The organism is Spartinivicinus poritis, from assembly GCF_028858535.1.
Taxonomy (GTDB): Bacteria; Pseudomonadota; Gammaproteobacteria; order Pseudomonadales; family Zooshikellaceae; genus Spartinivicinus; species Spartinivicinus poritis.
In genome coordinates, this window is sequence record NZ_JAPMOU010000056.1 from 16529 (window position 1) to 30969 (window position 14441).

Annotated in this window: 9 protein-coding genes; 2 read left to right on the plus strand and 7 right to left on the minus strand. The window is 40.9% G+C overall.

What is annotated here, in order from left to right:
• Nucleotides 1–346: 346 nt before the first annotated feature.
• The 4 genes from gshA to hslO all read right to left on the minus strand — a co-directional run bounded on the left by gshA (nucleotide 347) and on the right by hslO (nucleotide 7794).
• The gene (gene gshA / locus ORQ98_RS24985; protein WP_274691549.1) at nucleotides 347–1939 is read right to left on the minus strand and encodes a glutamate--cysteine ligase; all 1593 of its coding nucleotides are present in this window, start codon (nucleotides 1937–1939) and stop codon (nucleotides 347–349) included.
• A gap of 339 nt (nucleotides 1940–2278) precedes the next feature.
• The gene (locus ORQ98_RS24990) at nucleotides 2279–4606 is read right to left on the minus strand and encodes a Tex family protein (RefSeq protein ID WP_274691550.1); all 2328 of its coding nucleotides are present in this window, start codon (nucleotides 4604–4606) and stop codon (nucleotides 2279–2281) included.
• 331 nt (nucleotides 4607–4937) lie between these two features.
• On the minus strand, nucleotides 4938–6497 hold the full coding sequence (locus tag ORQ98_RS24995) for a phosphoenolpyruvate carboxykinase (protein ID WP_274691551.1): 1560 nt from the start codon (nucleotides 6495–6497) through the stop codon (nucleotides 4938–4940).
• A 415-nt stretch (nucleotides 6498–6912) separates the two neighbouring features.
• Nucleotides 6913–7794, minus strand: a complete 882-nt coding sequence (gene hslO / locus ORQ98_RS25000; protein ID WP_274691552.1) for an Hsp33 family molecular chaperone HslO — start codon at nucleotides 7792–7794, stop codon at nucleotides 6913–6915.
• 283 nt (nucleotides 7795–8077) lie between these two features.
• Here hslO and ORQ98_RS25005 point away from each other — a divergent pair, with 283 nt between their 5' ends.
• Both ORQ98_RS25005 and ORQ98_RS25010 read left to right on the plus strand, forming a co-directional pair.
• Nucleotides 8078–9154 carry an efflux RND transporter periplasmic adaptor subunit gene (locus tag ORQ98_RS25005; RefSeq protein ID WP_274691553.1) on the plus strand — a complete coding sequence of 359 codons (1077 nt, stop codon included), beginning with the start codon at nucleotides 8078–8080 and terminating at the stop codon, nucleotides 9152–9154.
• Between the two features lie 28 nt (nucleotides 9155–9182).
• Complete coding sequence (locus ORQ98_RS25010) at nucleotides 9183–12353, plus strand: efflux RND transporter permease subunit (protein ID WP_274691554.1); 3171 nt, start codon at nucleotides 9183–9185, stop codon at nucleotides 12351–12353.
• Nucleotides 12354–12365: 12 nt separating this feature from the next.
• On the opposite strand, the gene ORQ98_RS25015 is transcribed toward ORQ98_RS25010, so the two are convergent.
• The 3 genes from ORQ98_RS25015 to ORQ98_RS29710 form a co-directional block, all read right to left on the minus strand.
• Nucleotides 12366–12875 carry an O-acetyl-ADP-ribose deacetylase gene (locus ORQ98_RS25015; RefSeq protein WP_274691555.1) on the minus strand — a complete coding sequence of 170 codons (510 nt, stop codon included), beginning with the start codon at nucleotides 12873–12875 and terminating at the stop codon, nucleotides 12366–12368.
• A gap of 213 nt (nucleotides 12876–13088) precedes the next feature.
• Nucleotides 13089–14027 (minus strand): alpha/beta hydrolase, encoded by a 939-nt coding sequence (locus ORQ98_RS25020; protein ID WP_274691556.1) that lies wholly within the window; start codon nucleotides 14025–14027, stop codon nucleotides 13089–13091.
• A gap of 244 nt (nucleotides 14028–14271) precedes the next feature.
• Nucleotides 14272–14385, minus strand: a complete 114-nt coding sequence (locus ORQ98_RS29710) for a helix-turn-helix domain-containing protein (protein WP_425347715.1) — start codon at nucleotides 14383–14385, stop codon at nucleotides 14272–14274.
• Nucleotides 14386–14441 lie beyond the last annotated feature (56 nt).

The window sequence follows — 14441 nt, forward strand, 5'->3', positions numbered from 1 at the left end:
CGCTACATACACTCTAACTTTCGCTTATTTATATATTTACAAGTTTCTTTCACTGCTTAGCTATCAAGATATTAACTATAAATACAACTCTACTCTACACAGAGGGTGCCGCATATTTTGCTAACTAGATAATCTGTATACAGCTGCCTGTTTTGCTGCAATCTGCTACACCATAACCAGTCGTGTAGTTCTACTTTTAGTTATAGTGCTTTTATAAACCAAGCAGCGTGACACTCATCACAAAACTCAATATTCCACTTACTTTGTTATACATTTTTGCCATATAGAGGCGACGCAGTCAGGGCAGGTTTGAGGCGCGGTCTTCTGGCAGAGTGATAAATGCTACTTATTTACAGGATGCAGTCTTAGTTGAAGGTGTACGAAAATAGTCTGCCAAAAACTCAGGAAAGCTCTGCGTATCTTTAGCTTCCAAATGGCGTTGATCAGTCCAAGACTGCTGAGCTAACGCATTAAAGTAATTTTGGCGCTTATTACAAAGCGAAGTTGCTAAGAAATAATCTGCATGTTGCTTGGCAACACTAATACCAAACTCATTAAAGCTTGATTGGCTTTGTTGTAATTCTGCTATTACTTTGGCCGAAGGTGTCAGACTACTGTCTTCTACTTTAGCTAACTGCTCTTCAATAGCGACACTGTGGCTGTCACTTTCCCAAGCATTATCCAGCAGCTCTGCAACTGGCTTTAATTCAGTTAGCAACTGCTTGGCCCAGTCAGTTAATTGAATCGGTTTATCTTGTTTTATCAAGGTTAAACCAGGCTTACGCCCTTCAACAACAGTTTGATCAAAATTGTGTTGAATAGCTTTGCACTCCTGCACGTCAATGTCAGGGCTATCCGTTAAAGCACAATAAGTTAAGAAGGTATCTAAAAAATGACTGGTAGTTAAATCAATTCCTAGTGGAGTAAAAGGGTTTAAATCCATACAGCGAATTTCAACATACTCTACTCCCTTATCAGCTAGAGCATCAATTGGATGCTCACCTGATTGAGTAATTCTTTTTGGTCTAACTGGACTATAATATTCATTTTCAATTTGTAATAAATTAGAGTTTAGTTGCCGGTAGTGCCCATTAACATCAACGCCAATTTGTTCATATTTCGGATAAGGGGTTTTTATTGCTTTACTAATAGTATCTACATAACTAGGTAAAGTGTTATAGCATATATTCAAACTAGCTTGAGCATTATTTTGATAACCTAAATCACTCATCCTGAGTGATGTCGCGTAGGGTAAATATAGCGTCTCATGGCTAAGTGATTGTAAGTCGTGCTTCCCTTCTCTTAAGAAATTTTTACTGACAGCAGGTGAAGCACCAAATAAATACATCAATAACCAAGCATAGCGACGAAAATTACGAATCATTGCAAAATATTTTGTAGATTGGTAATCATCCAATGCTAAGCCTGGCATTTCCTTATCTTTTAACAACTCCCATAATTCCGACGGCAATGAAAAATTATAGTGAATACCTGCTATTGTTTGCATTGCTTTACCATAACGGTGCGCCAAACCTTCCCGATAAACATACTTCATTTTACCGAGGTTTGAGTCACCATAATAAGCAATTGGTATTTGCTCATCAGAACCTAACAGACAAGGCATGCTATTTACCCACAACAATTCAGCATCTAAATGTTGGTAGGTATATTGGTGTAACTGATGTTGAAAATGTAAGGCATCTGCTGGGTTTTGATAAACAGGCGTAATAAACTCCAGCAAAGCTTCTGAGTAGTCAGTAGTTATATAAGGATGGGTTAGTTTTGAGCCCAGCTGATCAGGATGCGGTTGTTCAGATAAGCGACCAGCCATATCAATCCGCAGACTTTCTTTTTCAATACCATGTTGAAGCTGCGTCAATAATTGTATATTGTCTTTTTGATCTAATACTGCAAGACTTGCCTGATACTTAGTAGTCAAAGCGCTACTTCCTTCAATTAAAAGTAATAAACAACACCACCACTATACAGAGCTTACTTGATTGTCAGTAAAGTAAAGCGTTTTTACCAGTATGCAAAAGTCTAAGTGCTCTCTATTTACAGTTACTCAAGTTTATTACATGCAGACTAACGATTTTGTTCAAGAATAGCAAAATTCTACTTACCACCAGGTTGAGTTACTAGTCCTCTTCTAGGAGGGTGTCGCAAATTGCTTCAAATCCTCCCCTCCCCCCTGCAGGGGGGAGGGTTAGGTCGAGGAGGCTAGTGAGCCCTTCTTCCAGAGGGAGAGGCCAAGAAGAACATTAATTTTAGTATTGCTCTACTTTTTCCGTAGTGTTTTTGCATTTGCAAACAGGTCTGCAAATGTCCCACCACTAGACTGACTACCCTTACCTTTTTGGCCCCCAGATTTATTTTTTGGTTGCGACTGCCGGTTACCTTTAGTCGACTGTTGCTTTTGTGCCTGGGTGTCATTAGCGGAATCAGTTAAGCGCATAGACAATCCAATACGCTTTCTTGGAATATCCACTTCCATTACTTTTACTTTAACAATGTCACCGGCCTTAACAACATCACGAGGGTCCTTGACAAATTCATTAGATAACGCCGAGATATGCACCAGGCCATCCTGGTGAACGCCAATATCCACAAAAGCACCAAAGTTTGTAACGTTAGTAATAACACCTTCCAAGATCATGTCAGGCTTAAGGTCTGCAAGCGTTTCGACTCCGTCTTTAAATTCAGCAGTTTTAAACTCAGGTCTTGGATCACGCCCAGGCTTATCCAATTCTTTAATAATGTCAGTAACAGTTGGTATACCAAAGGTTTCGTCTGTAAAGTCTGCCGGATTAAGCTGCTTTAAAAACTGGCTGTCACCAATAATAGCTTTAACATTCTTGGCACTACTCTCTGCAATTTTCTTAACCACAGGGTAAGCTTCTGGGTGAACACTAGATGCATCCAGTGGGTTTGAGCCATTCATTATTCTTAAAAAGCCTGCCGCTTGCTCAAAAGTTTTTGCGCCTAACCTTGGTACCTTCTTTAAATCACTGCGCTTATCAAAGGCACCATTTTCATCACGGAATTGGACAATATTGGCAGCAATGGTTTGGTTTAAACCTGATACACGGGTCAGCAGCTGAGCAGAAGCCGTATTTACATCAACACCTACTGCGTTTACACAGTCTTCAACTACTGCATCCAGTGAACGAGCCAATTTTACCTGGCTGACATCATGTTGATACTGGCCAACACCTATGGATTTAGGATCTATTTTTACCAGCTCTGCTAACGGATCTTGTAGTCTTCTAGCTATAGAGACTGCACCACGGAAGGAAACATCTAAATCAGGAAACTCTTTTGCAGCTAGCTCAGATGCTGAGTAAACCGAAGCACCAGCTTCACTCACCATGATTTTGGTAAGTTTCAGCTCTGGGTAGCGCTTCATAACTTCAGCCGCCAGCTTATCAGTTTCACGAGAAGCCGTGCCATTACCAATACTGACTAAGTCGACTTTATGCTTAGCACAAAGGGCCGCCAATACGCTAATCGACTTATCCCACTGGTTTTGTGGGGCGTGAGGAAAGATGGTAGTGTGATCAACTAGCTTGCCGGTACTGTCTACAATCGCCACTTTTACACCAGTCCGCAATCCAGGGTCCAAGCCAATAGTGCAACGAGGTCCTGCAGGGGCTGCCAGCAATAAGTCATGTAAGTTATCGGCAAATACTTTGATTGCTTCTTCTTCTGCAGACTCCCTTACCTGTCCCATTAGCTCAGTTTCTAAATGGGTTAATAATTTTACCCGCCAAGTCCAGCGCACTACTTCCTTGAGCCAGGCATCAGCCGGACGGCCCTTGTCTTCTAACTGCCAGAAATCAGCAATCATCACTTCACATGGACTGGTCGCTGTTTTGTCTTCTTGGTCTCCTACCACAATACTGAACTGTAAGATACCTTCATTACGGGCACGAAAAATAGCCAAGGCACGATGGGATGGCATTTTTTGTAACGGCTCATCATGCTCAAAATAGTCACTGAATTTAGCACCTTCATTTTCTTTACCAGCAACCACCCGGGCTGATACGGTGCCATCGTCCCATAAGAAAGTACGCAATTTACCGAGCAACTCAGCATTTTCACTAAAGCGTTCCATTAAAATATACTTGGCGCCATCCAGTGCAGCTTTAGTGTCTTCTACTTTAGCCTCTGGATTTAAAAAGGCTTGAGCTTCTTGATCAGGATTTAGCTCAGGGTCTGCTAATAGCTTATCAGCCAATGGCTCAAGCCCAGCTTCAATGGCAATTTGTGCTTTGGTTCGACGCTTGGGTTTGTAAGGGAGATAAAGATCTTCCAGGCGGGTTTTAGTATCAGCTTCTTTAATTGCCTTGGTGAGTTCAGGTGTGAGTTTCTCTTGGTCTTCAATACTTTTTAAAATAGTTTCTCTTCGGTCTTCTAACTCACGGAGATAGCGTAAACGTTCTTCAAGGTTACGCAACTGGGTGTCATCTAATGCCCCTGTGACTTCTTTTCGGTAACGGGCGATAAAAGGGACGGTTGCACCCTCATCCAATAAAGCGACCGCTGCCGCAACTTGTTGAGATCTTACTTCGAGTTCTTCAGCGATACGCTCAAATATACTTTGCATGAATAACCTGTCTTACACGTTGTAAACATAAGTCAGATTATACCTATGATTTGTTGCTTTTCGAGAAATACAAAAACAACCTTACATTATGTTTTGTCGTACTTATCACAAATAGTTTATGAAGCTAGCGGGGATATGTTGCTAGGGTGCCCCGAAAAGCTTGGGAAATTAAAAATGGAGCAATAGGATATTCTTCCACCGCTCTACAAGGCCATCCATGGCCTTTAGCGCTTTAGCTGCTCCCGGCAGCAGCTCCAGAACACCCCATCACTCCATTTTTCCCAACTTTTGAGTCACCCTACTCTTGAAAAAGTGAAGAGGGGAGGAAGGACTAGTCTTCTAACTGAGGACCTGCTTCTTTAATCGCTTCAGTTACATCAAACTTAGTGAAGTTTTCAATAAACTGATTTGCCAGGTCTTGTGCTGCTTCATCATAAGCGGCTGGATCAGCCCAGGTATCTTTTGGATTCAATAAGCGCGTCTCAACCCCTGGTACTTCAATAGGAATTTCCAGGTTTAGTAACGGTAGTCGTTTAGTTTCAACATCAACTAAGGCACCCGTTTGAATTGCACTGATAATCGCCCGCGTGGTTGGAATACTGAATCGCTCGCCACCTTTACCATTGGCTCCGCCAGTCCAACCCGTGTTGACTAAGTAGACTCGGCTGCCAAATTCCTGGACTCGCTTCATTAATAACTCAGCGTATACGCTGGCAGGGCGCGGGAAGAAAGGCGCACCGAAGCAAGTTGAGAATGTTGATTTTAAGCCTTTGCCACCACCCATTTCAGTAGAACCTACCAGGGCGGTATAACCACTCAAGAAGTGATAAGCAGCTGCTTCTTTCGACAAAATAGAAACCGGTGGTAAAACACCAGTCATATCACAAGTTAAAAAGATAATTGCATTTGGCTCACCAGCACGATTGATATCCACACGCTTTTCAACATGCTCTAATGGGTAAGCACAACGGCTGTTTTCTGTTAAAGAAACGTCGGTGTAATCCGGTAGCCGAGTTTGCTCATCAATAATTACGTTTTCAACAATAGCGCCAAAGCGAATAGCATTCCAAATAACTGGCTCATTTTTTTGGCTTAGGTTAATGCACTTGGCGTAGCAACCACCTTCGATATTAAATACGGTGCCCTTGCCCCAGCCATGCTCATCATCACCAATCAAGAAACGGCTTTCATCTGCGGATAAGGTGGTTTTACCAGTGCCAGACAAGCCAAAAAACAGGCAGGTTTCGCCATCTTCACCCACATTGGCTGAACAATGCATTGGCAGTACATCTTTTTCTGGTAACAAAAAGTTTTGTACCGAAAACATGGCTTTTTTCATTTCGCCTGCATAGCGCATTCCCGCCAGCAATACTTTACGTTTCGCGAAATTAATAATGACTGCACCATCAGAGTTAGTACCATCCCGTTCAGGTAAGCACTCAAAGTTAGGCACATTAAGAATTTGCCAGGTTTCTTTCGCTTTAGGGTTATATTCTTCAGGACGAACAAACAGGTTTCGACCAAACAAGTTATGCCAGGCAGTTTCTGTTGTCATGACCACAGGTAAATAGTGCTCAGGATCAGCCCCTACATGTAAATGCTGTTCAAACTGGTCACGACTTGCTAAAAAGTCAGCAACTCGCTCCCATAACTCATCAAACTTATCAGCAGGAAAAGGCCGATTTATATTGCCCCAAGCAATCGCGTCAGACGTGCTTGGCTCTTGGACAATAAATCGGTCTTTCGGCGAACGGCCGGTACGAGTACCTGTAGCTACAACCAATGAGCCATTTGCTGCTAACTGGCCCTCTCCCCGCTTAATTGCAAGCTCAGTTAATTGAGCAGCACTTAGATCACTATAAGTTGTACTGCCCGTCTGGGTCTCTGTCATTCGTCAATACCTCGCCGGTTTATACAAAAACCGAAGTCTTTTTTGTTACCTGGCCCTGCAATGCAAGTGCGTTTTGGCCTGATAACAGCTGGTTAATCAATCCTGTGTGTTCAGGCTTTGCTATAAATTAGTACACCTAGCAAGGCCCATTAAGAACATCTCTAAAAAACCGGTCTTTAGTAGTGTTCTTTTATTATAAGTCCTAGGCATATAGCTCTTTTTCTAGGGAGCGCAATTATGCCAAATATTCACGATGTGAGCGAATTTCAAACTGATCAAAGCTCACACATTTGTTTATAACACGTTGTTTACCACATCATGCTTAATGATAAAAATTAACCTTCTTTGAAAAAAATACGGCTACTTTATTCGCTCAAACATGATGACAGTTACAGGTTATAACTAGCTGAAATACTTAATGCACAACAGGCGATGTACCACCGCTTTCAGGTGTATCAAACAGCTGTTCTACCTCTGGTGCAGAAAACTCATAATGTGCACCACAAAATTGGCAGTCCATACTGATTCGCTGTTGCTCTTGAAGAATGCTGGATACCTCAGCATAGCCTAGGGTGAGTAATGCTTTTGCTGTACGTTCCTTTGAACAGCTGCACTTGAATTCGGTAGGGTGAGGCTCATAAAGCCTGATATTTTCTTCATGAAATAATCGACGCAACACGTCTTCAAACTCAAGACTGAGTAACTCCTCTGCAGTTATAGTATCAGCCAAGCAGTTTATTCGTTGCCATGCTTCTTGTTGCTCGTCCAGGTTACTGTCTGGAAGTGCTTGTAATAACATGCCTGACACACGCTCCTGATCAGAAAAAACCCAAAAACGTGTAGCCAGTTGCTCTGATTGTTGAAAGTAATTAACTAAACAGTCAGCCAAAGTCACTCCATTAGTAGAAACCACCCCTTGGTATCGTTTCTTACCCTTTGGATCAACCGTAATTGAAAGCACTCCATCAGGCATCAAGCTAGACAGTTCTGCCTCATAATTAACATCATCTTTCCAGCTTGCCACAGCCCGAAACTGACGCTGTTCATTACACTCTGCCATCAATAGAGTAACAGGGCCTTCACTACGGGCCTGTAATGTTAAGGTACCTTCAAACTTTAAAGTTGAACTCAGCAAAATAGCTGATGCAATCAGTTCCCCTAACAGCTGCCGAATAACGGGAGGATAATCATGATTGGCTAGCGCCTGTTGATAACTCTCCTCAAGTGAGACAATTTCTCCTCTGACTGCTGTGTCATCAAAGCTAAAACGCTGAGCGGTATCTTTTGTATTACTCATAGAATTGAACTAATTACCTCTAAATTGTAACCACAGTATAAACACTGCAGACTTTGATTTCACTGGGCTATATGGAAAATTTCGGTGGATCGATGAAGTATGCTGGCCAATTATAACCACTCAAGCCATTGAAATGTTTATGAGTTGTAAGCATCAAAACTTAAGTAGTTATGGCAAAACAATGTTGACGCCGCTAACATTATTAGTTTATATGTTAACAGTGTAAACATTATCGATTTAACAGCTTCCCTCTTACATCATGGAAGGAAAGGAAGAAGAAACCATGAACCTGCAGCTTATTAGTCGGGTTGCCGCTATCCTCTTTGTCATGCCTTCTATTTGGGGAATCGCGGACTCATTGGCAACTAAGCCTGCCATTGTTGTCACCACGTCTCCTGTGGTTAAAGAAAAAAGAATTATTCCAATTAAAACCAGTGGCAGGTTAGCGTATAAAAAAGAAACCCGGCTAGCCTTTAAAACCAGCGGCTTAATTAATAGAATTCATGTGGATGAAGGTGAAACCTTTCAGCAAGGCGATATATTAGCAAGCCTGGACCTTGTTGAAATTAATGCCCAAGTCAATTCAGCTGAATCAAACATGGCAAAGGCCAAGCGTGATTTAACACGATTCACTGACTTATATAAAAAAAATGTCATTCCTTTACAACAATTGCAGGATGCGCAAACAGCCTTACATTTAGCTGAATCAGAGCTGAAAATAGCAACCTTTAACCGTCGTCATTCAATAATTAAAGCGCCATTTAATGGCAAAGTTTTACAGCGTTTTACTGAAGAAAACGAGTTGATCAATTCTGGTGCTCCACTGTTCACTGTGGCAGAAAACCAAAACAGCTGGGTGGTTAAAGTAGGTTTAGCTGATCGAGATGTAGTAAAAACATCGACTCAAGACCCAGTAAAATTAGCATTTGATGCTTACCCACAAACAACCTTTACTGGAAAAGTGACTAAAATAGCCGCTGTAGCTGATCCGAAAACAGGCACCTTTGAAATAGAAGTCGGTTTAACTAACCCGCCATTACCTCTTCGCTCAGGTTTTATTGCTAGAGTTGATATTCTACCTAAAAGTACTCAACAGCTTTCCTTTATCCCAGTAGAAGCTATTGTTACAGCCAAAGGAAACCAGGCCATGGTTTTTGTGTATGACCAGCAAACCAGCCAAGTCAATAAACGCTGGGTTACCCTGGCTGGATTATTAAATAAAGAAATTGCTATTCGCCATGGCTTGGAAGATGTTACAGAGGTAGTAACTGAAGGTGCCAGTTATTTAAAAGATGGTATGACTGTACAGCTTGTAACAGCCACCAGTACCAACGGATTAAAACAATATTCTGGTTTATAAAAAGCTGTAGGGTATTAGGGCTCCTTTAATGAAATTACCACACCTTGCTGTCGTTAATTACCAATTCACCTTAATTGTTGTACTACTAATGGTAGTGCTGGGTGTAGTATCACTCAATACAATGCCTCGCTCTGAAGACCCTCAAGTTACTATGCCAATGGCTACGGTGTATGCTGTTTATCCAGGCACCACACCCATTGACATGGAAAAATTAGTACTTGAACCTATTGAAGAAGCCATTTATGAATTGGAAGATGTTAAGGTCGTAAAGAGTAAAATTGAAGATGGGTTGGTATTTGCTCATGTAGAATTTTTAGATATTGAAGATCCAGAAGACTATTATGATGATGTCGTACAAGCAATGGCATCTATTCGTGATGACCTACCTGATGAACTACATCGGCTAGAAGTACTAAAAATATCACCCTCTGATGTCAACATTTTCTTAGTCAGCCTGTTATCAGAAACAGTCTCTTACCGTGAGCTAAAGCGGTATGGAGAGCAGCTTGAACGACAGTTTGAACGTAGTACTGGTGTCAAACAAGCTGATGTTTGGGCTTACCCTGAACAACAAGTGCAAGTACGCGCCGACTTAGAAAAAATGCGCGAGCTGCAAATATCGTTGGATAATTTAGTAGATGCTTTAGAGGCAGCCAGTGTTAATGTGCCTGCAGGGCATGTTGATGCTGGCACCCGTCGTTTTACTGTGCGCACCAGCGGTGACTTTAAAAACCTCCGTGATATCCGCCGTACTACTGTTAAAGCAATGGGAAATCAAATCGTATTTGTTGAGGATATTGCCGAAATCAGTTTTGCTGACGCTGAACCCACCCACAATGCACGATATAACGGCCAACGAGGTATTTTAATTTCAGTAAAGCAACGAGAAAACACTAATATTTTCTCCGTCATGAAAGACCTTGAAGCCACATTAGCTAATTTCCAGCAAAAATTACCTGCCAATATTAAAGCCGTGGCTATTTTCGACCAGACCAATAGCGTTACCAAAATGATTAACGTATTAACTGGAAACCTGGTTCAAGGGCTAGTGTTAGTTGGTATCATCGTATTTTTAGTACTTGGCTTTAAGCCTAGCCTGGTTGTGGTATTGGCTATTCCCACCTCAATACTGATTGCAATTGGCTTGGTGGATGTAAGTGGCTTTGGGCTACAACAAATTACTATTGCAGGCTTAGTCATTGCACTTGGTTTATTAGTGGATAATGCAATAGTGATTATCGAGAATATTGGTCGATTACTAAAACAAAACCAGGCACCTTTTCATGCAGCAGTTTTAGGTACTCAACAAATGAGCAGTGCAGTAGCCAGTGGTACCATTACTACGCTGCTAGCTTTTTTACCTATGCTCATGTTGCAAGGCCCTACTGGTTTATTTATTCAGTCTTTGCCAGTAACCGTCATTTTAACTTTATCGGTTTCACTCATTATTGCGTTAACGCTTACCCCTTTATTAGCTAGTCGACTACTAACTAAAAATAATTGTGCTTATGGCTTTTCCAAGAAACACTGTATTGATAGCAAGAGTGCCAATAATAAATTTTTTACGAAAATCTATCATGGTATTACAACAACTAACCCTATTCCCAAATTAATCAACCTGTTAACTCATAATATTTACGGCCCACTATTGCAGTTTTCATTAAAGCTTCCCTGGTTACTATTATTCGTTGCCTGTTTGGTATTTGCTGCCAGTTTAACGTTATTCCCCAAGGTAGGCGTTAGCTTATTCCCTAAAGCAGAAAAACCCCAACTAATGGTAGATATTGATACTCCAGAAGGCACAAGTTTTGATAAAACCCAGGCTATCGCGTTAATAGTCGAAAAAAGATTATTAGCCCATCCCCAGGTTATCAGTGTGACCACCAATTCTGGCAGGGGAAATCCTAAAGTTTATTACAATGTTGACCCTAAACGGGAAACTCCCAACCATGCACAGTTATTCGTACAATTAAAAGACGACGATAAACTGGCTATGCCAACCTTAGTAACGACATTTCGACAACAGTTTCGCGATATTCCTGGAGCCAAAATTGCTGTTAAGGAATTTATTCAAGGGCCTCCAATTGATGCGCCTATTGCCATCTGGGTAATAGGCGACAATATCAACCAGTTAAAACAACTATCTACTGATGTCGAAGCAATTATTAAGCAAACACCAGGTACAGTGAATGTACGCAACCCAACGAGTAACTATCGAACAGACCTAAAAGTTAATATCAATCGAGATAAAGCCGGGTTACTGGGTATTCCACTGGTTACCATTGATAAAACAGTTCGAGCCTCTTTAGTGGGCACCTCAGTGGGTAGTATGAGGGATGAACTGGGAGACGAATATAGTGTGGTTGTTAAGCTTGCTGATACTGATAAACCAACTATGGATGATTTTGATCGAGTAACAGTTACTGGGGTTACAGGTAATACCGTACCATTACGCCATGTGGCAACCCTTGAGCCTGATGAAGGGCAAGCCACTTTTCGTCACCTTAACCTAGAGCGTAGCGCATTAATTACTGCAGATGTAAAACATGATTACCAAGTAGCAGAGCTGACCCATGCTATTGCTAACAAGTTAGACCAGATACGCTGGCCAGTTGGTATGAGCTATAAAATTGGTGGTGAGGAAGAAACCCGAGCAGAATCATTTGCTGGCATCACCAAAGCACTTATTGTTGCTTTATTAGGCATTTTTGCTGTATTGGTTTTTCAGTTTAAATCCTTGTCACAGCCTATCATCGTATTTGCTGCGATCCCTTTTGCTATCATTGGTACACTAGTTTGTCTTTATGCAACAGCAAACAGTTTCTCTTTTATGGCTTTTATTGGTTTCAGTTCACTAGTTGGGATAGTAGTGAATAACTCGATCATCCTAGTCGATTATGCAAACCAGCTTAAAAATACAGGCAAAAGTGTTGTGAGTGCAGCATTTGAAGCAGGCATAACCCGCCTGTCGCCTATTTTGCTTACCACACTGACCACTGTTGGTGGGTTACTTCCTTTAACCTTATCCGGCAGTAGCCTGTGGGAGCCTATGGGCTGGACCATCATTGGTGGGTTGCTGTCTTCAACTGTTCTGACTTTGTTTGTAGTGCCAGTGCTATATGTACTGTTAACACCTAAAAACGCACTGCGTACAGATAAAACAGCTATGGGAACAAGCCTATCACCAGAGCCTAAGTAAGAAATAACACACTTAGTAAGCAAGCACTTGATGATAAACGGCTAAATCAGCATCAGAGAAACAACAAAAAATAATTTCCTCCAATGAGGTTTCTTGCTGGGTAAATTTTTTAGCTTCTGTGACTGCTATTTCAGTTGCTTGCTCAATAGGGTAACCATAAACCCCTGTACTAATAGCTGGAAAAGCAATCGACAACAGCTTGTGATCTGCTGCCAACGCCAACGAATTTGTATAACAATTAGACAGTAGTTGAGGCTCATTATTATGCCCACCTCTCCAGATTGGCCCTACAGTATGAATCACATGCTTAGCCAACAAACGATAACCTTTGGTGATTTTAGCTTCGCCAGTATCACAGCCATGTAGTTGCCGGCACTCATCCAGCAGTTCAGGCCCGGCTGCACGATGGATAGCCCCATCTACTCCTCCTCCGCCAAGTAAGCTACTATTCGCTGCATTAACAATTGCATCCACAGCAAGCTTAGTAATGTCCCCTTGAATTACTTCTATTTTTGTAGCCATTCGCTTCTACCAATCAAAGTTGTTACTTATAGCATAGGATATATTGTACTCTTTATGCCGTATAGAAAAACTACTCTTAGAACAGCAATATAACAAGCGGTTGGAAAATTATAAAAATTATGAAGGGTATATAAGGGATGACCACGAACATCCCTTAACAAATAGCAACTAATGAGCAACTCAAATAATTAAAACTACAGCTAATTTCTATTTCTAGCTTTCAAGAAACTTATTAATACTTAAGATAAATTTTCCCGGCTCTTCTAAATGTGGATAGTGTCCAGAAAACATAAAGGACTCTGCTATATAACTGGAACAACTACTTTGCTTGAAGTAGTCACCACCCATTAAGAAGTCATAATAACCTAATATATGTAAAGCCGGCTGAGTTAGTTTCTTTATGTCAAAGTGAGGACGAGGATTATTAGGATCATTCATTGTCCCAGCCACATCACGAAATACACTTTGATCCTCATCAATGTTAACCAGCTCTTTTATTTTTTCGTATTTATCTTTTACTGATAAGTTTGCCCAATAAAACAGTGAACGCTTATCAGTATGTTTTAATTCTGATCTTATTTTTTGTTTTTTCTCCCACAGTTCATTACTAGGTAAGTCAAACAAGCTTTGTAAGTCCATTTCCAGCTTTTTATAAGCATCTTCCTGAAAAAGCTTCAATAGTAACAGATCTATCATCATATTTCGGTTGGCTGGTGTCAATAAATCAGGCGACCGCCCCACTAGAATGAGTTTTTTATCTATATCCTTATTTTTAATAAAACTCTCATAAACCAATGTAGCACCATAACTATGTCCCATAACAGCACTTATATTATGACCACTCGCCTCAATTTGCCTAATCATTATTTGCAAATCATCAACATTATTATCGTGAGATAGCTCATACCTTTCTTTAGATAAACCACAACCTCGCTGATCATAAGACAACCAGCCAAATGATGCCGTATACTCAGGGTACATCTGTAACCAGGCTTTAAAGTACTGTGAATGGTTACCTGGCCCGCCATGAACAAAAAGTATACTATCTTGTTTATTGTTTGGGTTAAAAGCCCACCAATGTAAATCAACGCTGCTATCCACTGCTTGCTTCTCCAGCACACTTAAAACTTCTTTCTCGCCTATTTTACCCACAGAACACAAGGTTTTCCTATGAGTTTGATGGCCATATTGTATGAGTAGTTATTCTTGTAGTTTTTCAAAAGCTTGCCATAGCTGTGAAAAAAAGCCTGTAAGCTGTTGTCAGATTATTCCCTGGTTATCTCACACCTAGACTTAAGTATTCTTAATACTCTCAAATAGTGACATTGGAGTTAATTTCAGTGTTATTATTATTTAGTAAACTTCCCTGCCACTAAAGTGGTTAATTCACTATACTTTACTGTACTTTTTTATACTTCACAAATTGAAGTATATCCCCTGGCGTGCACTCCAGTGCTTCACATAGAGCTTCTAATGTTAAAAATATAATACCTTTCCTAATTATCATCATGCCTAAGCTATATTTAGTAGCTTACCTGGTAGCGGAGGTGTTCTCAGCGCTACAAA

What these genes read in the sequence shown, in the direction of transcription:
- ORQ98_RS24990 (WP_274691550.1), bottom strand. Translation starts at nt 4,606, where the DNA reads ATGCAAAGTATATTTGAGCGTATCGCTGAAGAACTCGAAGTAAGATCT.
- ORQ98_RS24995 (WP_274691551.1), bottom strand. Translation starts at nt 6,497, where the DNA reads ATGACAGAGACCCAGACGGGCAGTACAACTTATAGTGATCTAAGTGCT.
- hslO (WP_274691552.1), bottom strand. Translation starts at nt 7,794, where the DNA reads ATGAGTAATACAAAAGATACCGCTCAGCGTTTTAGCTTTGATGACACA.
- ORQ98_RS25005 (WP_274691553.1), top strand. Translation starts at nt 8,078, where the DNA reads ATGAACCTGCAGCTTATTAGTCGGGTTGCCGCTATCCTCTTTGTCATG.
- ORQ98_RS25010 (WP_274691554.1), top strand. Translation starts at nt 9,183, where the DNA reads ATGAAATTACCACACCTTGCTGTCGTTAATTACCAATTCACCTTAATT.
- ORQ98_RS25015 (WP_274691555.1), bottom strand. Translation starts at nt 12,875, where the DNA reads ATGGCTACAAAAATAGAAGTAATTCAAGGGGACATTACTAAGCTTGCT.
- ORQ98_RS29710 (WP_425347715.1), bottom strand. Translation starts at nt 14,385, where the DNA reads ATGATGATAATTAGGAAAGGTATTATATTTTTAACATTAGAAGCTCTA.